The 23,394-nt window shown below is 67.6% G+C and carries 22 protein-coding genes and 1 tRNA gene; 12 read left to right on the forward strand and 11 right to left on the reverse strand.

Annotated elements, in window-relative coordinates; all coding sequences use genetic code 11:
• Nucleotides 1-196 precede the first annotated feature (196 nt).
• Nucleotides 197-1,147, reverse strand: coding sequence for a cobalamin biosynthesis protein (locus tag ACWDXS_RS23625; RefSeq protein ID WP_449968708.1), 951 nt, complete (start codon nt 1,145-1,147; stop codon nt 197-199).
• A 117-nt stretch (nt 1,148-1,264) separates the two neighbouring features.
• On the opposite strand from ACWDXS_RS23625, the gene sigJ reads away from it, so the two are divergent.
• Nucleotides 1,265-2,191, forward strand: coding sequence for an RNA polymerase sigma factor SigJ (gene sigJ / locus ACWDXS_RS23630; protein WP_378996260.1), 927 nt, complete (start codon nt 1,265-1,267; stop codon nt 2,189-2,191).
• Between the two features lie 16 nt (nt 2,192-2,207).
• Here sigJ and ald read toward each other — a convergent pair whose 3' ends face one another.
• Both ald and ACWDXS_RS23640 read right to left on the reverse strand, forming a co-directional pair.
• Nucleotides 2,208-3,320 (reverse strand): alanine dehydrogenase, encoded by a 1,113-nt coding sequence (gene ald / locus ACWDXS_RS23635; protein ID WP_379313216.1) that lies wholly within the window; start codon nt 3,318-3,320, stop codon nt 2,208-2,210.
• Between the two features lie 745 nt (nt 3,321-4,065).
• The gene (locus tag ACWDXS_RS23640) at nt 4,066-4,836 is read right to left on the reverse strand and encodes an MBL fold metallo-hydrolase (protein WP_449968713.1); all 771 of its coding nucleotides are present in this window, start codon (nt 4,834-4,836) and stop codon (nt 4,066-4,068) included.
• Between the two features lie 71 nt (nt 4,837-4,907).
• Between ACWDXS_RS23640 and ACWDXS_RS23645 the strand changes: the two genes are divergently transcribed.
• The 4 genes from ACWDXS_RS23645 to ACWDXS_RS23660 all read left to right on the forward strand — a co-directional run bounded on the left by ACWDXS_RS23645 (nt 4,908) and on the right by ACWDXS_RS23660 (nt 7,323).
• Complete coding sequence (locus ACWDXS_RS23645) at nt 4,908-5,864, forward strand: GlxA family transcriptional regulator (protein ID WP_378996267.1); 957 nt, start codon at nt 4,908-4,910, stop codon at nt 5,862-5,864.
• A gap of 8 nt (nt 5,865-5,872) precedes the next feature.
• Complete coding sequence (locus ACWDXS_RS23650) at nt 5,873-6,388, forward strand: gamma carbonic anhydrase family protein (RefSeq protein ID WP_101469311.1); 516 nt, start codon at nt 5,873-5,875, stop codon at nt 6,386-6,388.
• 115 nt (nt 6,389-6,503) lie between these two features.
• Complete coding sequence (locus ACWDXS_RS23655; RefSeq protein ID WP_378639113.1) at nt 6,504-6,692, forward strand: hypothetical protein; 189 nt, start codon at nt 6,504-6,506, stop codon at nt 6,690-6,692.
• A 7-nt stretch (nt 6,693-6,699) separates the two neighbouring features.
• Nucleotides 6,700-7,323, forward strand: a complete 624-nt coding sequence (locus ACWDXS_RS23660; RefSeq protein ID WP_379313214.1) for a TetR/AcrR family transcriptional regulator — start codon at nt 6,700-6,702, stop codon at nt 7,321-7,323.
• On the opposite strand, the gene ACWDXS_RS23665 is transcribed toward ACWDXS_RS23660, so the two are convergent.
• Nucleotides 7,291-9,093 carry an Eco57I restriction-modification methylase domain-containing protein gene (locus tag ACWDXS_RS23665; RefSeq protein WP_449968719.1) on the reverse strand — a complete coding sequence of 601 codons (1,803 nt, stop codon included), beginning with the start codon at nt 9,091-9,093 and terminating at the stop codon, nt 7,291-7,293. The genes ACWDXS_RS23660 and ACWDXS_RS23665 overlap by 33 nt on opposite strands.
• Nucleotides 9,094-9,286: 193 nt before the next feature.
• Between ACWDXS_RS23665 and ACWDXS_RS23670 the strand changes: the two genes are divergently transcribed.
• Both ACWDXS_RS23670 and ACWDXS_RS23675 read left to right on the forward strand, forming a co-directional pair.
• Entirely contained in the window at nt 9,287-11,110 is a 1,824-nt protein-coding gene (locus tag ACWDXS_RS23670; RefSeq protein WP_379313212.1) for a vWA domain-containing protein, read from the forward strand.
• Between the two features lie 114 nt (nt 11,111-11,224).
• Nucleotides 11,225-11,920 (forward strand): nitroreductase, encoded by a 696-nt coding sequence (locus tag ACWDXS_RS23675; RefSeq protein WP_449968721.1) that lies wholly within the window; start codon nt 11,225-11,227, stop codon nt 11,918-11,920.
• A 76-nt stretch (nt 11,921-11,996) separates the two neighbouring features.
• Here ACWDXS_RS23675 and ACWDXS_RS23680 read toward each other — a convergent pair whose 3' ends face one another.
• The 7 genes from ACWDXS_RS23680 to aceE form a co-directional block, all read right to left on the reverse strand.
• Nucleotides 11,997-12,461, reverse strand: coding sequence for a winged helix-turn-helix transcriptional regulator (locus ACWDXS_RS23680; protein ID WP_378996277.1), 465 nt, complete (start codon nt 12,459-12,461; stop codon nt 11,997-11,999).
• Nucleotides 12,462-12,597: 136 nt separating this feature from the next.
• Entirely contained in the window at nt 12,598-14,028 is a 1,431-nt protein-coding gene (locus ACWDXS_RS23685; RefSeq protein ID WP_378996281.1) for an acyl-CoA carboxylase subunit beta, read from the reverse strand.
• A gap of 117 nt (nt 14,029-14,145) precedes the next feature.
• A complete protein-coding gene (locus ACWDXS_RS23690; protein WP_266299014.1) occupies nt 14,146-15,402 on the reverse strand; it encodes a KasA/KasB family beta-ketoacyl-ACP synthase in 1,257 nt (418 codons plus the stop codon).
• 9 nt (nt 15,403-15,411) lie between these two features.
• Complete coding sequence (gene acpM, locus ACWDXS_RS23695) at nt 15,412-15,717, reverse strand: meromycolate extension acyl carrier protein AcpM (protein WP_056821158.1); 306 nt, start codon at nt 15,715-15,717, stop codon at nt 15,412-15,414.
• 80 nt (nt 15,718-15,797) lie between these two features.
• Nucleotides 15,798-16,712, reverse strand: coding sequence for an ACP S-malonyltransferase (locus tag ACWDXS_RS23700; RefSeq protein ID WP_101469200.1), 915 nt, complete (start codon nt 16,710-16,712; stop codon nt 15,798-15,800).
• Between the two features lie 127 nt (nt 16,713-16,839).
• A complete protein-coding gene (locus tag ACWDXS_RS23705) occupies nt 16,840-18,141 on the reverse strand; it encodes a PucR family transcriptional regulator (RefSeq protein WP_378996361.1) in 1,302 nt (433 codons plus the stop codon).
• A gap of 44 nt (nt 18,142-18,185) precedes the next feature.
• Complete coding sequence (gene aceE / locus ACWDXS_RS23710; protein ID WP_449968729.1) at nt 18,186-21,068, reverse strand: pyruvate dehydrogenase (acetyl-transferring), homodimeric type; 2,883 nt, start codon at nt 21,066-21,068, stop codon at nt 18,186-18,188.
• A 216-nt stretch (nt 21,069-21,284) separates the two neighbouring features.
• Here aceE and ACWDXS_RS23715 point away from each other — a divergent pair, with 216 nt between their 5' ends.
• The 5 genes from ACWDXS_RS23715 to ACWDXS_RS23735 all read left to right on the forward strand — a co-directional run bounded on the left by ACWDXS_RS23715 (nt 21,285) and on the right by ACWDXS_RS23735 (nt 23,342).
• Nucleotides 21,285-21,833, forward strand: coding sequence for a hypothetical protein (locus ACWDXS_RS23715; protein WP_378996285.1), 549 nt, complete (start codon nt 21,285-21,287; stop codon nt 21,831-21,833).
• Between the two features lie 127 nt (nt 21,834-21,960).
• Nucleotides 21,961-22,383 carry a DUF3052 domain-containing protein gene (locus ACWDXS_RS23720; RefSeq protein WP_101469203.1) on the forward strand — a complete coding sequence of 141 codons (423 nt, stop codon included), beginning with the start codon at nt 21,961-21,963 and terminating at the stop codon, nt 22,381-22,383.
• A gap of 73 nt (nt 22,384-22,456) precedes the next feature.
• Entirely contained in the window at nt 22,457-22,921 is a 465-nt protein-coding gene (locus ACWDXS_RS23725; RefSeq protein ID WP_067456651.1) for a peroxiredoxin, read from the forward strand.
• 32 nt (nt 22,922-22,953) lie between these two features.
• Nucleotides 22,954-23,025 (forward strand) — tRNA-Val (locus tag ACWDXS_RS23730).
• Between the two features lie 98 nt (nt 23,026-23,123).
• Nucleotides 23,124-23,342, forward strand: a complete 219-nt coding sequence (locus ACWDXS_RS23735; RefSeq protein ID WP_449968735.1) for a hypothetical protein — start codon at nt 23,124-23,126, stop codon at nt 23,340-23,342.
• Nucleotides 23,343-23,394 lie beyond the last annotated feature (52 nt).

Consider the following 23,394-nt stretch of genomic DNA (forward strand, 5'->3'; position numbering starts at 1 on the left):
CATCCCGGCGAGAACGCCACACCGGGCTAGGTCCTGATCGACGAAGGAGCGATTCCGCGGCGCCTGACCGGCGGCCCCTCAGGGCCGCGGACACGCGCGCGCCAGCGCGCCAACAAACACAGCGTCAAACCGTCTGGGACTACCTATCCCCTGTCATCCCCAACCCCTGTCATCCCCACCCCTGTCATCCCCACCCCTACCACCCCGCACGCCTACCACCCCGCAGCCAGGCGATCACACCCGCAACCACAACCGCACCAACCTGCACAGCCCCCGACATCCGCACCGCACGCCGCAGATCCGCAGCAGTGGGCGCCGGCCCGTCACCCAGCGTCGGCCGAAGTTCGGTCCCGTGCCGATACTGCGTGCGTCCACCCAACCCGATACCAAGCGCACCCGCCATAGACGCCTCGACAACCCCCGCATTGGGACTCGGATGCCCGGCAGCATCACGCCGCCACGCGCGCAACGCACCCGAAGGTCTCCCGCCGACCAACGGAGCGAGGGCCGCCGTGAGCAGCCCGGTGACCCGGGCAGGAACAAGATTGGCAACATCGTCGGTACGAGCAGCAGCCCAGCCGAACCGCTCGTACCGCTCGTTCCGGTATCCGACCATCGCGTCGAGTGTGTTGACCGCGCGGTACCCCAGCACCCCCGGCACACCCGCGACCGCGCCCCACAGCAACGGCGCGACCGCCGCATCCGAGGTGTTCTCGGCGATGGATTCGAGCGCGGCGCGCGCAAGCCCCTCGGCATCGAGCACCGACGGGTCCCGCCCACACAGCGAAGGCAACAGTTCGCGGGCACCGACGAGATCGCCGGCGTCGAGACGATCGGCCATAGCGTGTCCAGCACGCACGAGGCTGCGACCGCCCAACGCGGTCCACGTAGCCACCGCGGTCAGCAGCACAGCACCACCCGCGCCTCTCCGGCGGATAGCGAGCGCACCGATCCCGACCACCGACCCGACCGCGATCACCTCGTGCAACACCCCCGCACGTCGATCGTCGGCATAGGTCTCGGCTTCCAATGCCACTGCCGCCGAACCGAACCCGGCTACCGGATGCCACCGCCGTGGATCGCCGAAGACCCGGTCGAGCACAAATCCCAGCACCAGCCCGACCGCCGTCGGTGTCCCGTTCCGCACCGGCCGAGGGTAACCCTCGACCGGAATGTCACACCCGCGACCACTGCTTCGTCATCACTGTGACGGCACTTCTAGACTCGCCGGGACCGAGCAAGATCAACCGAACGGGCGCACACCATGACCGCACCGCAGCCTCTCGATCAGGCCGAACTGGCCCGCCGCTTCGAGGAACACCGCCCGTACCTGCGGCGTCTCGCGTACAGCACGCTCGGCAGCATCAGCGACGCCGAAGACGTGGTGCAGGACGCGTGGCTGCGCCTGCAACGGCAGTTCGACGCGGGCAAGGCGGACGAGATCGACAACCTGCGTGCCTGGCTCACCACCGTCATCGGCCGCCTCGCTCTGGATCAGCTCGGGTCCGCGCGCGCTCGCCGCGAACAGTACGTCGGCGAGTGGCTGCCCGAACCCGAGGTCACTTCCTGGGACGATCCGGCCGACCGCATCTCCCAGGACGAACGCGTCACGACCGCGCTGCTGGTCGTGCTCGAGTCGCTCTCGCCCGCCGAACGCACCGCGTTCGTGCTGCAAGACGTGTTCGGCATGACCGGCCCCGAGGTCGCCGAGGTGGTCGGGCGTACGCCTGCCGCGGTCCGGCAGCTCGCCTCCCGTGCCCGCAAGCACGTCGAGAACGGCACTCCACGTTTTCCCGCTTCGCCCGCCGAACAGGAGAAGGTCGTCTCGGCGTTCTCGCTGGCCTGGCGCTCGGGTGATCTGAGTTCGCTGCTCGGCATTCTCGACGAGAACGTGGTCCTCACCGCCGACGGCGGCGGCAAGGTGCCCGCCATCCGCCAGCCGGTGCGCGGCGCGGAGCTCATCGCGAAGATGCTGCTCGGCTGGTACACCGCCGCGAACGGCTGGGGTCGTGCGGTGCTGGTCAACGGCATGCCGGGCTTGGTCGTCTTCGACGGCACCAATATGGGCGTCTTCTCGTTCGTCATCGACGCCGGTCGCGTCGTCGCCATCAATGTGGTGCGCAATCCCGACAAGCTGCGCGACCTGCCCATCGACGGCGACCCGGACTGGTACCTGGGCGGCGGCCGGTAGCCGCGACGCGGCCCGGTTACGCGCCGAGGGAATATCCGTGCGCGGCCGCGACTTCGGCGGACAGCAGCTTGCCGTCGACGGCCGTGAGTCCAGCGGCCAGGCCGGGGTCGGCGGCGCAGGCTCCGCGCCAGCCCTTGTCGGCGATCACCGAGGCGAACGGCAGGGTGGCGTTGGTGAGCGCCACCGTCGAGGTGTGCGGCACCGCGCCCGGCATGTTCGCCACGCAGTAGAACAGGGAATCGGCCACGGCGAAGGTCGGATTCGCGTGGGTGGTCGGCCGGGTCGAGGCGAAGCAACCGCCCTGGTCGACGGCGATATCGACGAGCACCGAGCCGGGCCGCATCCTCGCGACGAGTTCGTCGGACACGAGTTTCGGCGCTTTTGCCCCCGGCACCAGTACCGACCCGATCACCAGATCCGCGGCGACAACGGCCTTTTCGATCTCGAGCGCATGCGAGGCGAGGGTGCCGACCCGACCGGCGAAGCGAGCGTCGAGCTCACGCAGGCGCGCCAGGTTCGTATCGAGCACGCTCACCACGGCACCCATCCCGACCGCGATACTCGCGGCGTTCGTCCCCGCGACACCGCCGCCGAGCACCACCACATCGGCCGGTCGCACCCCGGGCACACCGCCGAGCAGCACGCCACCGCCCCCCATCGGCGCCATCAGGTGGTAGGCCCCGACTTGCGCGCTGAGCTTGCCCGCCACCTCACTCATCGGTGCGAGCAACGGCAGCGACCCGTCGGGCCCGCGCACCGTCTCGTACGCGATGGCGACAACTCCCGCGGACAGGATCGCGTCGGTGCACTCCTTCGATGCCGCCAGGTGCAAGAAGGTGAACAGCACCTGATCGCGGCGCATCAGTGAGTATTCCCGCGCGATAGGCTCTTTCACCTTCACCACCAGATCCGCTCGTGCCCAGACCTGATCGGCGTCGGCCACGATCCACGCACCCGTGGCGCGGTAGTCGTCGTCAGCGAAGCCGGACCCGGCACCCGAACCGGCCTGCACGAGCACCTCGTGCCCGTGCGCGACCAGTTCGGCGGCGCCCGCCGGGGTGAGCGCCACCCGGAACTCCTGCGGCTTGACCTCCGTCGGCACCCCGACGACTACGCCCGTTCGCGTCATCGGGCAAGCCTAGGACCTGGGCCGGAGCTCAGCCGTCGGCTCGATCGCGTGTCGCGGCAGCGCCGATTACGCCGGGGCTGGAACCGGCGGGCTGGACGTCGTTTCCGGGGCGGTCGCCGGAACGGTGGTGGTGGTCGGCGGCGCTGTTGTCTGCGTGGTCGTCACCGCGGGTGGCGTGGTGGTCGGGGCGAGGGTCGTCGTGACCGGCGGGACCGTTTCACCACACTCGTTGTGGCCGCAGGAGTCTGTTCCGCAATCCGGGCCGGGCACACAGTTGTACCCGGGCGGGATACCGCATTCGTTGTGACCGCAGGAGTCCGTTCCACACTCAGGCCCCGGTACACAAGTGTACCCGGGCGGAATCTCGCCTTGTGCGGGCGACCCCGGCGCGGCCTGCGTGGGTGAGTGGTAATACGACGACTCCGGCGTCGATCCACCACCAGAACCTCCCGGAACAGTGGATGCCGCGGGCGAACTCGTCGGCGGCACCGACGGCGTCGCGGTGACCGACGTCTTCGATACCGAAGTCGATCCGGAATCACCGGAGTCACCACCGTCCGACGAACAGGCACCGACAGCGAACACCACCACAGCCATCAGCACACCGAGCGCAATCCGGAACAGGTTGCCCCTCAGTAACTTCCGCACCATGTCTTCTCCTCAGCCCACGGACCCGCACCTGGCAGGAGCAGGTGCGGGTCGCACGAAAGATGTTAGATAGCAGAACTATTCGTTGAATCGCCGCTCACACGGAAAACATTTCACCTCGCACCGGCACGATCAGCTGATGCGCGCGATCGGCGTAGGCGAAGGTGCGCTCGAGATAGTCCAGCGACTCACTGAAGTGACCCCATCCCTCCGCGTGCACGGCGACGATCACGGCGTCGCCGAGCGCCGCGGCGGCCGCGACGGCGGTACGGGCGTTCAACGTGACGTCACTGTCGCCGAACCGCCCCACATTGGCCCCGCCGATGTTCAGCACCGCGGCATCGATGTGCCCGACCCGCTCGACGATCCGCTCCACCAACTCCACCGAGGCGTTGTCGCCGGACACGTACACCGTGGGCTCGCCCGGCGCGCGCAGCACGAATCCGGTGACCACACCGCTGAGCGGCTCGCATCCCGGCGGCCCGTGCAGTGCGGGCACCGCGGTGACCTCCACCGCGCCGACGGTCACCGCCTCCCACGGCGCCAGGCCGCGCACACCCTCGATCCGGCTCGCGGCATCCGGTGTCGAGAGGACCGTGTCGACCTCGGCGAGTAGCGCACGGCCCGCGGTGTCGAGGTTGTCGGCGTGCTGGTCGTGCGAGAGGAGCACGATGTCGATCGTCCCGATCTCCTCGACCGGTACGGCCGGGCCGCTGAGTTTGTGCAGGGTGATCGGACCCGGGTAGTCGCCGGGTTCGTCGAACGTCGGATCGGTGAGCCAGGTCAGTCCGCCGTAGCGGAAACGCAGGGTCGGGCCGCCGATGTGCAGGGCGGCTGCCAGGGCGGGGCGGGTGATCATCTCGGTCATGCCGATAACTTTCGCCGAGCGGGCCACCGCCCGACAGTGGCCTGCAGGCCGTACAACGCTAAGATCGGGCCATGACCTCGGTGGCCGTGATCGCGTTCGACGGAATCAGCCCGTTCCACCTGTCGGTGCCGAGCCTGGTGTTCGGCCGATCCGGTACCGGCGTCGACGACACGTCGCCCTATGACGTGCGGGTCTGCGCCGAGGAACCCGGAACACTGTCCACCGCAGCCGGTTTCGACATCACCGTCCGATACGGCCTCGATACCGTGCGCACCGCCGACCTGGTGGTCTTTCCCGGATGGGTCCGTGACCAAGGGATTTCGCCCGCGCTGAACGAGGCGGTCCACACCGCCCACGCCCACGGCGCCCGGCTGGTCGGCCTGTGCCTCGGCTCCTGGGCGATCGCGGCGACCGGGCTCGCCGACGGCCGCGAGGTGACCACCCACTGGGCCGCCGCCGACGCACTGGCTCTGGCCTACCCCGACGTCCACGTGCGCGCCGACACCCTGTGGAGCGACCTGGGCGACGTGATCACCTCCGCGGGCGTCGCCGCCGCGCTGGACTGCTGCCTGCACATCGTCCGCACCGACCTCGGCGTCCGCGCTGCCACTGAATTGGCACGATCATTGGTCACCGCCCCGCACCGCCACGGCTCGCAGGCGCAGTACATCCCGATCGCGGTGCCCGACGACGATCCCGACGACCCGATCGAATGCGCGATGGCCTGGGCTCGCGCCCGCCTCGACACCGCCGTCGACCTCGACCACTGGTCACGAGAGGCGCTGATGTCGCGGCGTACCTTCACCCGCCGCTTCCGCGATCGCACCGGCACCAGTCCCCAGCAGTGGCTCCTGCAGCAGCGCATCGACCATGCCCGGCTGCTGCTGGAATCGACCGACGACACTGTCGACCGGGTCGCCCGCGACACCGGCTTCGGCAGCACGGTGAGCCTGCGCCACCACTTCCACCGGGTGCTCGGCACGTCTCCGGCGGCCCACCGCGCGCAGTTCCGCGGTGCGGCGCAATAATGACGTTCATGATCATCAAGGTGAGCGGGTTCACTCCCGAGATCGACGACACTGCCTGGATCGCGCCGAACGCGACCGTGATCGGGCGGGTGCGTCTGGGCGCCGAGGTCGGCGTCTGGTACTCGGCGGTGCTGCGCGGCGACCTCGAACAGATCAGCATTGGCGCGCGCACCAATATCCAGGACGGCTGCGTGCTGCACGCCGACCCCGGTTTCGCGCTCACCGTCGGCACCGGGGTCTCGGTGGGACACAACGCGATTCTGCACGGCTGCACCATCGGCGACGATGTTCTCGTCGGCATGGGCGCGACCGTGCTCAACGGCGCGGTGATCGGCGCGGGCAGCCTGATCGCGGCCAATGCCCTGATTCCCGAGGGCGCGCAGATTCCGCCCGGCTCACTCGTGGCAGGAGTGCCGGGCAAGGTGCGCCGCGAACTCACCCCGGCACAGCAGGACGGCATCAAGCTGAACGCGGCGGTGTATCTACACAATCTGACCAACCATCGTGACGCCGAGGTGTTGTGACCCGTCACACTGAGCAAGTGACCAGTAGGGAACCCTGATAGCATTTGTCCTGCGTATTGCGTCCGATCATAAGAGTGGCGATCGGCACCGGATACGCGAGGCAGGAGGTATCACGGTGGCTTACGTGCATTCCGGTGTGCGCCGAGCGGCGGGACGGCTCAGCGTGGCCGATATCGCGGCCCAGCCCGGCGGGGTCGAGGCACTCCAATCCCGTGTTCACGAACTCCGTTCTCGCGGAGTACATTTCGCGGCCAATGCGATCGAGCAGGAGATGGCCGCCTTGGATCTGCCGCCGCGGGGATAATGGGGTAATGCCTACCGTTACGTCGATCCTCGCGCGGATACTCGAAAAGCCTGTCACCGACGGGGAGAAGCTGCTCGACAGCGCGCTGTCGGCATTTCTGGACTTCGGGATCAAGCGCACGAGCATGGGCGAGATCGCGCGGCGGGCCGGCATCAGCCCGGCCACCCTCTATCGGCGGTACGAATCCAAGAACGAGCTGGTCGAAGCCGTCGGCGTGCGCGAGGCGCAGCGCTATGTGGCCGAGATCGACGAGCGGGTGCGCGCGGTGACCGAACCCGGCGAGCAGCTCGTCGAGATCTTCGTCGCCTTCGTCACCACCATCGCCGGCAATGAACTGCTACGCCGGTTGCTCAGCACCGAGCCGGAGATCATCCTGCCCCGGCTCACCACCGACGCCGGGCCCATCCTCGCCGTCGGGCGCGCGTATCTGGCCGAGAAGCTGCGCGAGCTCCAGGTCAGCGCGCCGGTGCCCGAATTCGATCCCGATCTGGTCGCCGAGATCATGGCGCGACTCGCGCTGTCGCTGGCGCTGACCCCCGACGGACTCATTCCACTCGACGACGCCGAAGCCGGGCGGGAGTTCGCGCGGCGCACGCTGCTACCGATGGTCGGCCTGCGCGACATCCACTGAGACGCCGAAGGCCGCCGCCACCACCTCGTCGATACCCGAATCAGCCACCGGTACACCGTCTTCCAGCAGGGCGCGCACCCTTCGCACGACCTCACCCGCCGCCGGACAGCCAGGATCGGGCACCGGCAGTCGCGCCACGTACTGGGTGATCCAGCGGCGCCTGCCCGAGTACAGCCGGTTGCCACAGACGGCGTCGTAGAACCGCAGTCCCAGTGCCGAATTCGCCACGCCCATCAGCAGGTACGCCAGATCGATGGCCGCGCGGCCCGCACCGAGATCGGTGAGCGAGATCCAGTAGCAGTCACCGTTGACCACCGCACCCGATCGGTCGAGGGCGAATCGCGGACGTTCGCTGATGTCGGGAAACACCAATTTCGGTGCGCCCCAGAGATGCGGGCGCTGTGGAACCCAGATCTCGAACCACTTCCGGCCGCCGTCGAGTACGTAACGTCTGCCCGACAGAGCTTGTTCGTGTGATTGTAAATATGCTGCCGCACAAGGGAATTCGGAAAGGTCGATCGGGGTGCGGCGCGGCTGCAGCAGATCGTAGGGATAGAGCACCTTCGTGCCGCGTGCCATCGCGACTCGCCAGGGTTGCAGATCATGGTGAGTGATCAACTCCCGCAGCAGTTCCGGCTCCGGCGTCGGGTCCATCTGATCCCAGCGGTCGGAGATGAACACCCGATCGGCCGTCGTCTTGATCCCCACCCGGATCCGCGCGGCCTCCCCGAACGAGCGCCAGGTGCGATCGGCGATCCGGCCGAGCCAGTGATCGACAGCGGGGCGCGACATGCGCCACGCGGCGTCACCGTGACGGCCGGATCGGATCCCGCCTCGCGGGGCGAGCAGCCCTGCCGGCTCCGCACCCGCCGTCGGCGGGGCCGTCACCGTGGCCGACGGCTGCGGCGACCGCACGTCTGTCGCAGGCGCACGGGCCACCACGTCGCCGGTCGCCAGCACGCCGACCTCCACCGCGAACACCCGCCCCCCGGCGCCGACGCGGCAGGCATCGTCGCCCGCCAGTGCGTCGAAAAGCTCGGTGGTGCAGTCGGGTTCGATCCCTGATTCCTCATAGACCGAGACATAGCGGCAGTCGGGTGGTCCGGTGGCACGCAGGGCGACGGTGATCGCGGGCAGCACCGCGGCGGCGAAGAGTTTGGTGTCACCGAGGTCGTAGAGCTCCACCGGGGTCAGTTCATCGGTGAGAATTCGGCGCAGGTTCGATCCGGCCCGCGTGGTGAGAAAGCGGTTGGCACAGAGCAATCCGAGCACGCCCCCGGCAGTCAGCAGCCGCGGCGCCACGGCCACGAAGGGGTGGGTGAGGTCGATCCGCCCGCGCAGGCCGAACTGTTTGCTCAGCAGCTGAGCGGTCGCTCCGCCCAGCTGCTGGGTCCGGACGTAGGGCGGATTGCTGATGATCAAATCGAAGGAGCCGTCGGCCAGTTGAGCGGAGGCTGCCAGGAAATCACCTGCACGACAGTCTATTTCGACGCCGAGCGCGTCGGCCCGCCCAGTGGTTTCGGCGACCGCCTGTCGATCCAGGTCATATCCGGTGAGGTGAACCGTCACATCCGGTGCGTTCGAAGCGATTTCCCGATGCACCGCCAGCAGCAGCTCGCCATCCCCGCAGGCCGGGTCGAGCACACGCAACGTCGTGGCGCGTGGCGCGTGGCGCAGCGCCCGTCGCGCCAGGAACCGCGCGAGTTCCGGTGGCGTGTAGTGCCTGCCGTGCCGTTTGCGCTCCTGCGCGTCGCGGGCCTGCGAAGCCATGCGGTCGATTGTGCCCCGGAACTGCCCCGATTCGCCGCAGGCGCGAGCCGCCCCCGAGCGCAACGTCCTCACCTGCCCAAACGTGACCGATGTTTTCAAACGGTGGGCTGCACCACTTCAGCAGGGGTGGAGCGACCACCGAGCGATCGGTAACGTCTGTCCGGTTTCACCCCGCGACACCGAATCTAGGACGATGCCGAGAATCAGCACGCTGACCGCCGCACTCACCGCAGTAGCCCTCACCGTGCTGCCCGCATCGTTACCGGCCATGGCGCAGGCCGACCCCGCACAATACGCGCCGACCATGCTCATCCTCGATGCTTCCGGCTCGATGGAACGGCCCGATCAGGGCGGCACCATGATGGACTCCGCGAAGCGGGCCGTCCGCTCGTTCGTCGCCTCCGCACCCACCGAATCCTCGGTCGGACTCACGACCTACGGCACCGGCACGAGCAATTCCGAGGCGGACAAGGCGGCCGGTTGCCGCGACGTCCAAGTGCTGCAGCAGCCGAAGATCATCGACAAGCCCGCCCTCACCACCGCTGTCGACAGCATCCACGCGCGCGGCTGGACCCCGATGGGCACCGCGCTGCGCCGAGCCGCCGACGCACTGCCCGATTCCGGTCCGCGCTCGATCGTGCTCGTCTCCGACGGTGACGACACCTGTTCCCCGCCCGACCCGTGTGAGGTCGCCAAGGAGTTGAAGCAGCAGGGCGTCGACCTGATCGTGCATTCGATCGGCTTCGCCGTCGACGACAAGGCGCGCGCCCAGCTCACCTGTACGGCGCAGGCCACCGGCGGCACCTACAGCGACGCGGCCGACGGCGCCGCGCTGGAACGCATTCTGCCGCGGGTGAGTACGGCCGCACTGCGCGATTACCAGGCCACCGGCACGCCCATCACCGGCACCGGCAGCATCGGCACCGCACCGGTCGCGAAGCCCGGCCAGTACCTCGACACCCTCGGCCAGCGGGAGAAGCGGTACTACGCGGTCGACGTACCCGAGGGCGCCACGGCCTACTTCACCGGGATCGTCTCGTTCCCCCGCGGGCGAAGCACCTCGGCGACCGAAGACATGAACGCACTCGACCTTCGCCTCTTCGGACGCGAGAGCGTGGAGTGCGGCATTCGCGAGCGTGAACTCGAGACCAGATCGAGCGACGGCGCCACCCTCACCATCGCCAAGGCCTTCGACGGCGCGGCCAAACCGCTGTTCGAGTCCGACAAGTGCACCGGCGCCGGTCGCTACACCTTCGAGCTGACCTGGGATCTGGTGTCGGAGGGCTCCTCCGATCGGTTGCCCGTGGAGATTCTCGTCGGCATCGAACCCGGCGTCACCGACCCCGGCCCGGCGGCCTCGACCACCAAGACCGCGTTCGCCGAACCGACGTCGCCTGCCCGGCCGGTCGGCGGCAGTGGCTCGTTCACGACCGCCGCCACGCTGCCCGGCGGCGGCAGCTACACCGACACCGTGCAGTCGGGCGAGTACGTCTTCTACCGTGTTCGGCTCGAGTGGGGACAGGGCCTGGCCTACCGGGTGCGTTTCGCCGAGACCGGCGGCGCCAATCGCATCGCGGCCTCGAACGTGACGACCACGCTGTACTCCCCGCTCGGCACCGAAATCGGCTCCGACACCAACGCCTATACCGGCCGATCGGGCGCCGAACTTCGCCTGGCATCGGTGCCGGTCCGCTACGCCAACCGCGACAGCTACGACGTTCGCGCGCAGTCGGTGGCAGGTTGGTATTACCTCGCGGTGAAGGTCGGCATCCCGACCGGCGCCGACGCTCTGCCGCCGACGCCGGTACAGCTCGACGTCACCGTGGCTGGTGCGGCGGAGCCCGGCCCGACCTATATCGGTGCCAGTGCGCAGCAGGCAGCGGAACAGCCTGTCGCCGTGAGCGGTCCGGCGACGATCGCCCGGCCGTGGGCCTGGTACGTCCTGATCGGGGCGGGTGTAGCGCTGGTCGCCGGCATCGGTATCGCGATCCTGGTCGTCGGCCGCCGACGCGGCTGATCCGCGCCCGCCGGCACCCGAACTCGTGGTGCCGGCGGGTTCCGCGGCAGCGGCGGAACTGCTAGATTCAGTCTCGAAATGAGACCAGTTCTCCGTACCCGAGGGAGCCACGCGATGGCGCAGACCGACCACGACAGCAGCGATTTCGCCACCCTCCAGCGGCTGGCCGACGAACGCTGGAGCTGCCGTCAGTTCACCGCCGAACAGGTCGACCGCGCGACCATCGAACAGCTGCTGACCCTCGCCCAGCGCACGCCGTCGTGGTGCAATACCCAGCCCTGGCAGGTCGTGGTCACCGCGGGCGAGGGCACCCAGCGATTCCGCAAGGAACTCCTCGACCACATCCAAACCGCAGGCAGCACACCCGATTTCGAGTTCCCCGCCGCCTACGAGGGCATCTACCGGGACCGTCGCCGGGCCTGCGGGTTCCAGCTCTACGACAGCGTCGGCATCGTCAAGGGCGACCACGAGAAGACCATGCGCCAGATGGTGCGCAACTTCGAGTTCTTCGACGCCCCGCACGTCGCCATCGTCACCTCCGAAGCCGACCTGGGCATCTACGGCGCCGTCGACTGCGGCCTCTGGCTCGAGAACTTCCTCCTCGGCGCCCAAGCTCTCGGCCTCGGCGCCGCCCCCCAAGCCGCCCTGGCCTCCTACGCCCCCTTCATCCGCGACTACTTCGCCATCCCCGACACCCGCAAGGTCGTCTTCGGCATCTCCTTCGGCCACCCCGACACCACCCACCCGATCAACGCCTTCCGCACCGCCCGCGCCCCCCTCGACGACCAGGTCACCTGGCACACCTCCTGACCCACCCCGCGGATCAAGATCACCACGCGCTGGTGGCGGCCGGCTCTCGACCGATGCTCGCGTCAGAGCGTGGTGATCAATTGTCCAGCGTGCGCGCGATCATTCCGGGGCCCGCTTCGGGCTCGATGTCGCGGGCGGTGACGTCGGCCGCGCAGGTGTCGCAGGTCAGGTGGGTGTGGGCTTCGCCGGCGCACCCTCGGTGCCGGTATTCCACCGGTGGTCCGTCTGGTGCCATGTATGTGTCGCCCCAGTCGCGGACAGCCATCAGGATCGGATAGATGGCGTGGCCTTTCTCGGTGAGGCGGTATTCCTCGTAGACGCCGTCATCGGCCGGACGTTTCACCAGGATCTCGTGTTCGACCAGACGATCGAGGCGGTCACGCAGCCGGCTTCGCGAAATACCGAGCGCGCTCTGGAACGCATTGAAACGGCGCACACCGGCGAAGCTGTACTTCAGGATCAGCAAGGTCCAGCGATCACCGAAGATCACCAGCGGCCGCGTGATCGAGCACGGGACATCTGCGAGTTCCTCATAGCGCACCCTGCCATTATCCCCCGAACGAGCACGACAGCGGCGCGGTAGACCAGGTTCGTCCCCGCACCGACTGCCCGACCCAGCACGACTTCGGGCCCCGGGATCGATCTCCCAGGGCCCGAAATTGCTGTGTCAGTTCAGATCACAGGGGGATGTTCTTGTGGTGGCTCTTGCGGGCCGGAGCCGCCGCGAGGGCCGCGGCGATGATGCTGCGGGTCTTGGCGGGGTCGATGACCTCGTCGACGACGCCGATGGCGACGGCGCGTTCGACACCGCCCGCGAGCTGCTCGTGTTCGGCGGTGAGGCGCTCGTGGAGGGCTTCGCGCTCGGATTCGGGAGCGGCGGCGAGTGCCTTCTTGTGCAGGATGCCGACGGCGGCCTTGGCGCCCATGACGGCGACTTCGGAGCCGGGCCAGGCGTAGACGGCGGTGGCGCCGAGGGCGCGGGCGTTCATCGCGATATAGGCGCCGCCGTAGATCTTGCGGGTCACCAGGGTGACACGGGGAACGCGGGCTTCGGCGAAAGCGTGCAGCAGCTTCGCGCCGCGACGAACCACGCCCTCGAGTTCCTGGCCGACACCGGGAAGGTAGCCGGGAACGTCGGTGACCACGACCAGCGGGATGCCGAACGCGTCGCACAGTCGCACGAAACGTGAAGCCTTCTCGGCACTTTCGGAGTTGAGGCAGCCGCCGAGGCGCAGCGGGTTGTTGGCCAGGACGCCGACGGTGCGACCGCCGAGACGACCGAGACCGGTGACCATGCTGCGGGCGTAACCACCCTGGAGTTCCTCGAAGGAGGACTCACCGTCGACGTTGTCGAGCAGCTCGTGCACGATCGGCTTCACGTCGTAGGCGCGCTTGGCCGACTCCGGCAGCATCGCCTTGAGATCGACATCGCCGTGCTCGGCCGCGACCAGGTCGAACTCGCCCTGCTCGGCGAACATCGACACCAGCCGGCGCGCGCGGTGCATGGCGTCGGCCTCGTCATCGGCGGCGATATGGCAGACGCCGGACTTCTTGAAGTGTGTGGTGGGACCACCGAGGGTCGCCATGTCGACGTTCTCGCCGGTCACCGAGCGCACCACGTCGGGTCCGGTGACGAACACGCGGCCCTCCGGCGCCATGATCACCACATCGGTCAGCGCGGGACCATAGGCGGCACCACCGGCGGCGAAGCCGAGGACCACCGAAATCTGGGGAACGAGACCGGACGCGCGAACCATGGCCTCGAAGACCAGGCCTACCGCGTGCAGCGCCTCGACACCCTCGGCCAGGCGGGCACCACCGGAGTGCCACAGCCCGACGACGGGGATGGAGGATTCGATCGCGGTGTCGATCGCGTCGACGATGTGCTTGCAGCCCTCGACGCCCATCGCGCCGCCCATGACGGTCGCGTCGGAGCAATAGGCCACGGTGCGGACCCCGTCGACCTCGCCGATCGCGGCGAGCACGCCGGAGCGGTCACGCGGATGCAGCGGCAGGACGGTGCCGGGGTCGAAGAAGCGCTGGAGCCGACCCAGTGGGTCGCGCGGATCGGTGGTGGTGTCTTGAAACGCGGGAGCAATGATGGTCATCGCGCTCACTCCTTCGTAAAGATTGCCGCGGCGGCGGCTGCTGTGGCGAACCGCCGGTGGGAGTCGAACCATTCAGTTGGCACGACCCCCACCGGGGATCGGAATGCAGTCGGCGGCTTATGCCCGACCGAAGGCGAGCGCGACGTTGTGCCCACCGAAACCGAAGGAATTGTTGATCGCGTACTCGATTTCCTGGCGACGGGCTTCCCCGTGCACCACATCGAGATCGATCTCCGGATCCTGGTTGTCCAGGTTCAGTGTCGGCGGAACAATGCCGTCCCGGATCGCGAGCACGGTGAGGATCGACTCCAGGGCGCCCACGGCGCCGATCGAGTGACCCAGTGCCGACTTCGGCGCGTACACCGAAGCGTGCTTACCGATCGCCTTGTGGATCGCGTTCGCCTCGGCGGAGTCACCGATGGGCGTCGCGGTCGCGTGGGCGTTGATGTGGGTGATGTCGCTCTTGGTCAGACCAGCGGTCTGCATCGCGCGAGTCATCGCCCTGGCCGCACCGGTGCCCTCGGGATCGGGAGCGACCAGGTGGAACCCGTCGGAGGTGATACCGGCACCCAGCAGACGAGCGTGGATGGTGGCACCGCGCGCCTTGGCGTGCTCTTCGGTCTCGATGACCATGAGCGCGCCGGCCTCACCGAAGACGAAACCGTCGCGATCCTTGTCGAAGGGACGCGAAGCACCCTTCGGATCGTCGTTGCGGGTACTCATCGCGCGCATCATGGAGAACGCCGCGATCGGCACCGAGTCGATGAAGCCCTCGACACCACCGGTGACGACGATGTCGGCGTCACCCATCACGATCATCCGCCACGCGTTGGCGATGGCCTCCGAACCCGACGAGCACGCCGAGACCGGAGTGACCACTCCCGCCCTGGCCTTCAGCTCGAGACCGACGACCGCCGACGGACCGTTCGGCATGACCATCTGAACAGCCAGCGGCGAGATCTTGCGATAGCCGCCGTTCTTCAGCTTGTCGACCGAGTCGATCAGGGCGTCGCCGCCGCCGAGTCCGGTGCCGATCGCGACGCCGAGACGGTCGTTGTCGACCTCCGGGCTGCCCGCGTTCTTCCACACCTCACGACCGAGAACGGTCGCCAGGCGCTCGACATACGCCATACGGCGGATCTCGACCCGGCTCAACAGGGTGTCGGGGCTGACCTTCAGGTGACCGCCGATTCGCACCGGCAGGTCGTATTCCTCGATGAAGGAATCCTCGAGAACGTCGATTCCGCTCTCACCGTTGAGGAGTCCCTTCCACGTCGCATCGACATCACCAGCGATCGACGTGGTCGCCGCCATCGACGTGACGACGACGTTGGGGAAGTTCCCGTTCAAAGTACTGGGAGCAGGAGTGGTCAAAGTTCGGCCCTACTCGCCGGCGCTGTCGAACTTGGCCTTGAGCTCGGCGGCGACGTCGGCGTTCTCGGCCTCGAGCTTCTGGACGTAAGCGACGGAGTCACCGACAGTCTTCAGGCTGGCCAGATCCTCATCGGGGATCTTGACGCCGTACTTGTCTTCCATCTGCACAGCGATCTCGACCATGGACAGCGAGTCGATGTCCAGGTCGTCGACGAAGGACTTCTCGAGGGTCACCTCGGAGGGTTCGATACCCGTAACCTCTTCGATGATCTTGCCGAGTTCTTCGACGATCTGTTCCTGGGTCAGAGCGGCCACTTTGGTGGCTCCCTTCTTGTTGCTATTTGTAGGGTTCGTGAACGGCCTGCACTTCGCTGTGCACAACCGCCGGGGGAAAGCTAGCCCGAGGTGGTCAGTTCGGCCAACGCGGGGAGGTCTTCCGGGGTCTTCAGGGCCAGATTGGGCGTGCCCTTCAGTTCCCGTTTGGCGATGCCGACCAGCGTGCCCGCCGGCGGCAACTCGACCACGGCCGAGACGGCCGCGGCGCGAATGGTCTCGTTGCACAGGTCCCAGCGCACCGGGCGAGTGACCTGAGCGGCAAGTTTTTCGATCGCGTCGGCGCCCGAGGTGACCGGTTGTCCGTCGAAGTTCGACAGCAGCGTCCGGATCGGGTCGCTCGGCGAGATCTGGGCGATGGCATCGGCGACAGCTTCCTGTGCCGGGGCCATGAAGACGGTGTGGAACGCACCGGCGACGGGCAACGCGCGGACCCGTGCCTTCTCCGGCGGGTTCGCGGCGAGCTCCGCCAGAGCTTCCAGGCGGCCCGCTGCGACGATCTGGCCTACCGCGTTGCGGTTGGCCGGGACGAGATCGAGTTCGGCGAGCCGTGCGAGCACGGTGGCCTCATCGCCACCGAGCACTGCGGACATGCCGGTCGGCTCCAGCGCACAGGCCTTGGCCATCTCCCGGCCGCGGATGGCGGCGAGGGCGACTGCCTCGTCGGCGGTGATGACACCGGCGACAGCGGCTGCGGCGAATTCGCCGACCGAGTGTCCGGCGACGACTGTATCCGCCGGAATCGACCCGGGGGCGATTTCGGCGAACGCGAGGAGGGCGGCGGCGACCACGAGCGGCTGCGTCACCGCGGTGTCGACGATCTCCTCGGCCGTCGCGGTGGTACCGAGACGGACCAGATCGAGGCCTGCGGCCTTCGACCAGAGCTCGAGGCGATCAGTCGCACCGGGAAGTGCGAGCCACGGCGTGAGCATGCCGGGTGTCTGGGACCCCTGTCCAGGGGTGAGCAACGCGATCACCCCCTAAGACAACACTGTGACCCCCGCCGCATGAGATGTCGGCGCGAATGAAGCTTTCCGATCGCTTTTGTAGGGGTCCCACAAAATCCGAGGTGGGGTGTCGGGATCGACCGATTCCCCGATCCCGTTACAGGGGGTCGTGAGCCAATGGGGCAGACGGGGTTTCCGTGACAGAAGGAGACGATTCGTTATGCGTTCGTGTCAAACGGCCCACTGTTGCTGCGATTCGGAGCACATAGGCGTCCCGGGGATTCATCGGATCGCGGCCGGTGACCTCGCCGATTCGTTTGAGTCGGTACCGAACGGTATTTGGATGGACGTACAGCTGCCGAGCGCAAGTTTCTACTGCTCCGCCACAATCCAGGTAGGCGTCGAGTGTGTCGGATAACGAAGATCCGGCAGCAGCCAACGGGAGCACAAGATACTCGTTCAACGCCTCTATCGCAGCTCTATCGCCCAGCAACGCGCGCTCGGGCAACAACTCCGTGGCGTGAACGGGCCTTGGCGCCGCGCGCCAGCCCACCACGGCCTCCATTCCCGCCAGCGCCTCGATCGCCGACGCGTGCGCCGCCCCGAGGGTGCGCATCGTCGGACCGATCACCACCGGGCCGTCGGAGAACACCTCGGCCAGCAGATCGGTGAGGAACGGCGAGCCCATGCCCGACTCCCCCAGGTGCCCGCTGACCACCATCACCAGCCGCGCACCCTGCACCACCGCCAGCGCGGCCCTGCCGTGTTTGGTCGCGATGGTGTGCACCGCGCCGACCGTCGACACGCCCTGGTCCAGCGGCGGTGTGCCGACCAGCACCGTGGCGGGCGCCGTGGCGTCCCAGTTCAACGTGGCGGCCCGGGAAAGCATGTCGGGACCCGTGTCGCCGCGGACCACCGCGTCGACCACCAGGGCCTCCAGGCGGGTATCCCACGCACCACGCGACTCGGCGGCGCTGGCGTACACCGAGGCGGCCGCGAAGCCGAGCTCACGCCCGTACCGCAGCACCGCCTCGGTGAGCGCCACCAGCTGCCGATCGTTGCGCGCCAGCGCGGGCAGCCACTGCTCGAAGAAGTCCATGGCCACCCGCACCATGTCCACGGTCTGGCGCAGCGTGAGCCGCCGCGCCAGATCCTGTGGAATCACCTGGAACGCGTCCAGGCTGAAGCGGATATCGGAATCGGGATCCTGCAACCACTCCAGGAAGTTCACGACCGCCGTCTGCACCAGCATCTGCACGCCCGCTCGCTGCGCGGCGTCCAGATCGGCGAAGAACGGCAGCCGATCCTGCATCGACCCCACCGCCTCGGTGGACAGCCGGCCCGAGAACTGCTTGACCCGCTTGAGCAGCGTGTCGGGCAGCGGATCACGGGTCTGCCGATTCGGGGACAGAGCCCCCGTCGGCAGATAGACCTCGTGTTCGCTGGTGCCCTCGGTGATCCGACGGGGCCGCGGCGGTTTGCGCTCCACAGTCCAATAGTCCGCTACGCGAGTTCCTCTGCCGCGTCCGCACTCGGCTTCGGCGCGGCGGCCACGCTGTCGATGCCGTATTTCGCGGCCGCTTCCACCGCCTTGGCCTTGTCGAACGTGCCGTCCCGGACGAGACCCTCGAGCACAGCGACCACGATCGACTGCGCGTCGACGTTGAACACCCGGCGCGCGGCCGTGCGGGTGTCGGAGAAGCCGAACCCGTCGGTGCCGAGGGTGATGTAGTCGCCGGGCACCCACTGCCGGATCTGATCGGGCACCGCGCGCATCCAATCCGTCGCGGCGACCACCGGTCCCCGCGCGGCCGAGAGCGCCTGGGTGACATACGGCGAGCCCGAATCCGCATCGGGGTGCTTGAGCGCCGCGATCTCCTTGTCGAGCGCCTCCCGGCGGAGCTCGCCGAACGAGGTCACCGACCACACGTCCGCGGCCACACCCCACTCCTGCGCCAGGATCTCCTGCGCGCGCAACCCGTCGGGCACGGTCACGCCGGAGACGAGGATCTGGGCGCGAACCTCGCTCTCACCGCCGCCCTGGTACAGATACAGACCTTTGAGCAGACCCGCGACGTCGAGGTCGTCGGGCTCGGCCGGCTGCTGATAGGGCTCGTTGTACAAGGTGATGTAGTAGAAGATGTTCTCCCCGCCGAACGTGCCGACCGCGGGCACCTCGGTGCCGGGCAGCTGACTGGCCGGGGCCTCGCCGCCGCCGTACATCCGGCGCAGACCGTCGCGCACGATGTGCGCGATCTCGAACGAGAACGCCGGATCGTAGGTCACCACGGCGGGATTCGACGATGCCAGCAGCAGCGACTGCCCGTCGTTGTGCTGCAGACCCTCACCGGTGAGGGTGGTGCGGCCCGCGGTGGCGCCGAGGACGAATCCGCGCGCGAGCTGGTCGGCCGCGGCCCAGAAGCTGTCGCCGGTGCGCTGGAATCCGAACATCGAATAGAAGATGTAGAGCGGGATCATCGGCTCGCCGTGGGTGGCGTAGGAAGTGGCGACCGCGGTGAACGAGGCGGTGGAACCGGCTTCGTTGATGCCCTCGTGCAGGATCTGGCCGACCGCGCTCTCCTTGTAGGCGAGCATCAGTTCCGCGTCGACCGAGGTGTAGAGCTGGCCGTTGCGGTTGTAGATCTTCAGCGTCGGGAACCACGAGTCCATACCGAAGGTCCGGGCCTCGTCGGGGATGATCGGCACGATGCGCTTGCCGATCTCCTTGTCGCGCAACAGTTCCTTGACCAGGCGCACCAGCGCCATCGTCGTGGCGACCTTCTGCTTGCCCGAACCCTTGCGCACCGAGCGGTAGGCCTCGTCGCCCGGCAGCTTCAGCGCCTTGGCGGGCGAGCGACGCTCCGGCACGAAACCGCCGAGCGACGTGCGCCGGGCCAGCATGTACTCGATGGCCGGATCGTCCATGCCGGGGTGGTAGTACGGCGGCAGGTACGGGTCCTTCTCCAGCTCGGCGTCGCTGATCGGGATGCGCTGCAGATCGCGGAAGTCCTTGAGGTCCTGCAGCGCCAGCTTCTTCATCTGGTGGGTGGCGTTGCGGCCCTCGAAGTGCTTGCCGAGGGTGTAGCCCTTGATCGTCTTGGCCAGGATCACCGTCGGCTGGCCCTTGTGCGCCATCGCCGCCGAATACGCCGCGTAGACCTTGCGGTAGTCGTGTCCGCCGCGCTTGAGATTCCAGATCTCGCTGTCGGACATGTTCTGCACCAGCGCTTTGGTGCGCGGGTCGCGGCCGAAGAAGTGGTCGCGCACGTACGCGCCGTCATTGGCCTTGTAGGTCTGGTAGTCACCGTCGGGGGTGGAGTTCATCAGGTTCACGAGTGCGCCGTCGCGGTCGGCGCCGAGCAGCGCGTCCCACTCGCGACCCCAGACCACCTTGATCACGTTCCAGCCCGCGCCACGGAAGAACGACTCCAGTTCCTGGATGATCTTGCCGTTGCCGCGCACCGGGCCGTCGAGCCGCTGCAGGTTGCAGTTGATCACGAAGGTCAGGTTGTCGAGCGCCTCGTTGGCGGCCACCTGGATCAGGCCGCGCGACTCGGGCTCGTCCATCTCGCCGTCGCCGAGGAACGCCCACACGTGCTGGTCGGAGGTGTCCTTGATGCCGCGATCGGTGAGGTAGTGGTCGAACCTGGCCTGGTAGATCGCGTTCATCGGGCCCAGGCCCATCGAGACCGTCGGGAACTCCCAGAAGTCCGGCATCAGCCGCGGATGCGGGTAGGACGGCAGGCCCTTGCCCAGGCCGCCGTGGCTGTATTCCTGACGGAATCCGTCGAGCCGGTCCGTGCTGAGGCGGCCCTCGAGGAAACCGCGCGCGTAGATGCCCGGCGAGGCGTGACCCTGGATGTAGACGTGGTCGCCGCCGCCGGGGTGATCCTTGCCGCGGAAGAAGTGGTTGAAGCCCACCTCATAGAGCGCCGCCGAGGACGCGTAGGTCGAAATATGGCCGCCGACACCGATTCCGGGGCGCTGCGCGCGATGCACCATGATCGCGGCGTTCCACCGGATCCAGGCGCGGAAGCGGCGCTCGACTTCCTCGTCACCGGGGAACCACGGTTCGTTCTCGGTGGGAATGGTGTTGACGTAATCGGTGGAGGTGAGCGCCGGAATCGAGACACGGCGTTCGCCCGCTCGCTCGAGCAGGCGCAACATCAGGTAGCGGGCGCGACCCGGACCTTCCCGGTCGAGCATGTCGTCGAAGGATTCCAGCCATTCACTGGTCTCTTCGGGGTCGATATCCGGTAGATACGACGCCACTCCTTCGCGGATGACCCGTACCCGTTCACCGGTGGGTTTGGTGGTGGATTCACCGCCCCCGGTGGAGGTCGCTACTGGATCGTTGGAAGCTGCAGAGTGGATCAGGTCGGTCAAATCTGCTCCTCGTGATGGGGGCTGAACTGCTTGGTCGGCGTCGCTATCCCCGGGCCTGCCCGCTTGGTGTGCGGACCACCCGTTGCGAAAGGTTCGGGTGCACCCCCCATCCTTACCGAAACGGCTGCCGAGGTCATCACCTCAGCGCGAATACCATTAGGTAGGTTCTGCGGGGAAATACGAGTCACGCACGTGAGTGAGAGGGAACGCCGGACGATGAGGGAGCTGCACGCGCGCCGACTGGGGCTGATCTGTGCCTTTGTCGCCGTGACCGCGGGTTCGGTGGTGGCGGGTTGTGCCGAGCAGATCCCCGGCACACCGACGACCGACGCGGCCGAAGTGGCCGCCTACAAGACCACCGCCGCGGCGTCGTCCTCGGCCGCCGCGTCCTCGCGCGCCGCGGCCGCGCGAGAGCGCGCGATCACCGACAACTGCGGCCAGTTCGCCACCACCACCGGCGCCGGCGTCACCGCGTACAACGACTTCGTCTCCGCCCACGACACCAACGCTCCCGACTACGCCGCCAAGCGCGAGTCCGCGGCCACCACCCTCGACAACGCGGCGACCAAAGTGGAGTCCGGCGTCGTCGCCGCGGCGGGCGCGTTGCCGACCGAACTGGCCGACAAATTCACCGCGTATGTCGTCGCGGCACGCGAGCTGGCCGTGCAGACCAGAAAGATGACCTACAACTCACCTGTCGGCAAGCTCAACGAGGCCAGCCGCACCATCAACCAGGCACGCACCGCCGTCCACGACGCCTGTTGAGACGGCCGATTTCGCCCTCCCGACACGCGGCATACGGTCCCAATTCATCCGATCAGCTTGCGCTGCGGCCGATAACCATGTTCGCTTGCACCTATCTTACTGTCGGAAGTTTAGGGAGGACACCACCGTGGTCGCCGCGGCGGACGCGCAGAACTACGCTCAGAAGCTTGGCATTTCTCACGGCTTGGTTGTTCAGGAATTGGGCTGGGACGAGGACACCGACGACGCATTGCGCGCCGAGATCGAGGAGGTCAGCGGCGGCGAAATGGTCGACGAAGACTCCGATGAGGTCGTTGACGCCGTCCTGCTGTGGTGGCGAGAAGGTGACGGCGATCTGGCCGACGAGCTGATGGATGCCATCAGCCCGCTGGCCGATGAAGGCTTCATCTGGGTCCTCACCCCCAAAACCGGTCAACAAGGCCATGTCGATCCGAGCGAGATCGCCGAAGCCGCACCCACGGCCGGCCTGACCCAGACATCCACCATCAGCCTCGGCAGTTGGACGGGCTCACGCCTCGTTCAGCCGAAGGCACCGTCCAAACAGCGCTGAATCCGCCGTTCGCTAGGGTCTCAGTTGGGCTCGCATGCCCGGCTGGGACCCGACACGACGGAGGATTCGTAGTATGCCGCTAGAGGTTGGCACTCTCGCGCCGGATTTCACGCTCAAGGACCAGAACAACCAGCCCGTCACCCTGTCGGATTTCCGCGGCAAGAAGAACGTGCTGCTGGTGTTCTATCCGCTCGCCTTCACCGGCATCTGCCAAGGCGAGCTGTGCAAGGTCCGCGACGAGCTGCCCAAATTCCAGAACGACGACGCAGAGATCATCGCGATCTCCGTCGGACCGCCACCCACCCACAAGATCTGGGCCGCGGAACAGGGCTACCTGTTCCCCCTGCTGTCGGACTTCTGGCCGCACGGCGCCGTCACCCAGTCCTACGACGTCTTCAACGAGAAATCCGGCTACCCCAACCGCGGAACCTTCGTCGTCGACAAGTCCGGCTACATCACTTTCGCGGAGATGAACGGCCCCGGACAGGCCCGTGACCAGGCGGCTTGGGAGAAAGCCCTCGCCGCGCTAGATTCATAACCCGACACCGCCGGTACTCCCCGGCGGTGCCAGGGCGTATAGCTCAGCGGTAGAGCACTGGTTTTACACACCAGCGGTCGGGGGTTCGATCCCCTCTGCGCCCACATTTCACGTTGCAGGTGGAAGGCAATCGCCCTTGCACCCCTGCTGCCCCAGGATTCGGGGGCGGTTGGAATCTGTTGATCGACCGTACGATTCCGGCATGACTCTCACCAGTCGGGCATTGCGCACCGGCGCCGCGGCCCTCGCCATCACCGCCGGACTGGTCACCGCCGCCGGGCCCGCCACTGCGGAAGCCCCGCTGGGTTCGGGGAGCGACTCGTCGGGCACCGGCTCTTCCTCCCTGGTGCAGTCCGTGCTCACCGCGATCGGATGTGCCGTCGGTGCCAACTCCTGCGGGCCCATCGTCATCCCCCTGTAGATCGGCGAGATCACCGCGTAGCGGCAAGGGGCCTTCTCGTCGAGTGATGACG

Source organism: Nocardia sp. NPDC003183 (assembly GCF_053590715.1).